Raw genomic sequence first — 1,840 nt, forward strand, 5'->3', positions numbered from 1 at the left:
CGGCCAGCACGGTACCGCTCGATGGGCCACCAGAGGCGAGATTGCCCGCACCTACGCACAGGTTGACTTTACCCCGGAGCGCTGGCGGGAGGGACGGGATCTGCCGGACAAGCAGGGCATTGTGGTAGGCTGTAAAAACCGAAAGCATACCACTACCGCCCTGGTGGATACCGGCGACGTACATGCCATTATGATCGGTGCGGCGGGTGTAGGCAAGACTGCGTACTGGCTCTATCCATGCCTGGAATATGCCTTGGCAAGCGGGATGTCATTCGCCTCAACGGATACAAAGGGCGACGTTTTTCGGAACTACGCAGGCATCGCCCGGGACTGCTACGGCTACCGGGTTTCCGTCATCGACCTGCGCAACCCTACGAAAAGCGATGGATTTAACCTCCTGCACCTTGTCAACAAATACGCCGATTTGTACAAGCAGGAGGGCAAGCTGGCCTACAAAGCCCGCGCAGAGAAGTACGCAAAAATCATCTCAAAGACCATCATCATGTCGGGCGGGGACAGCGCCAGTTATGGGCAAAATCAGTTTTTCTACGATGCAGCCGAGGGCCTTCTGACCTCGGCAATCCTGCTGGTGGCAGAGTTTTGCGAGCCTGCGGAACGCCACATTGTGTCCATTTTCAAGATCATCCAAGAGCTGCTTGCCCCCAGCGGCGTGAAAGGCAAAACCTTGTTCCACATCCTCATGGATTCCCTCCCGCCGGACCACAAGGCCCGCTGGTTTGCCGGGGCCGCCCTGTCCTCCAGCGAACAGGCCATGGCCTCCGTTATGTCCACGGCCCTGGCGCGGCTCAACAGTTTCTTAGACTCGGAAATGGAGCAGATCTTGTGTTTTGGCACAGCGGTAGACGCGGAAACCTTCTGCAACGAAAAGTCCGCGCTGTTCCTGGTGATGCCCGAGGAAGACCCCTCCAAGTTCTTCATGATCTCCCTGGTGATCCAGCAGCTCTACCGGGAGATCCTGGCCGTGGCCGACGAAAACGGCGGCAAGCTGAAGAACCGGGCGGTGTTCTTCGCTGACGAATTTGGCACTCTGCCAAAGATTGAGTCAGCAGAGATGATGTTTTCGGCCAGCCGCTCCCGCCGCCTGAGCATTGTGCCGGTCATTCAATCCCTGGGGCAGCTTGAGAAGAACTACGGCAAGGAGGGCGCGGAAATTATAATTGATAATACCCAATTGGTGCGACACGAAGTCGCGTAACAGAATCGCCTAAGAAGCTACCCTATCCATTTGGGGTAATCCTACCACAGCCTGCGCCGCTGGTAACGGCGGGGTGGGGAGCCTGTGGGACAATGTGGGAAAACTGCAAGCCTAATGTGGTCGTACTGCTAGGATAAGCGTGCCATGGAGAATGTAATGTAAACCGTTGCAGGGTCGTTATGTTGAACAGGCGAAATAAGGCTGGCGCTATATGGCGCAACCGCCTGAACCAAAAGGTGTTGGAGGCGGCCCGGGAGATTTAGTTGTATTCCGGGCAAATGGACATAGCCCTCCCGGCTCATAGACGGCTCCTAAAGCACGCATAATTATTCGTTACGCGGAACGTGGTAAGCCCTATGCGCTCCTTTCCAGAAATGGAAAGGTATCGACCCCGCAAGGGGAAGAAATGGCGCAGAGGGTAGAGGAACAGGATAAAAAGCGAATGCCTGCTCTGTAATGGGGCGGGATAGGGGTTCAAGATTTGCCTTGGCCTGAAAGGGTGCTGACTTATCCATAAATCATGTTTAGCATGATGGTATTTCATGGCAAGAAATGGAGGTAAACCTATGAACGCCAATCGACATGGGCGGCACGGACGAGGTTAAAAACATGGCCTACGTCCAC

Annotated in this window: 1 pseudogene; it reads left to right on the forward strand. The window is 55.3% G+C overall.

Annotated features, from left to right (window positions below):
• A pseudogene (locus QZ326_RS13125) lies at positions 1-1,192 on the forward strand (type IV secretory system conjugative DNA transfer family protein); the annotation flags it as partial.
• Positions 1,193-1,840: the final 648 nt, after the last annotated feature.

Source organism: uncultured Oscillibacter sp. (assembly GCF_910587525.1).
GTDB lineage: Bacteria > Bacillota > Clostridia > Oscillospirales > Oscillospiraceae > Oscillibacter.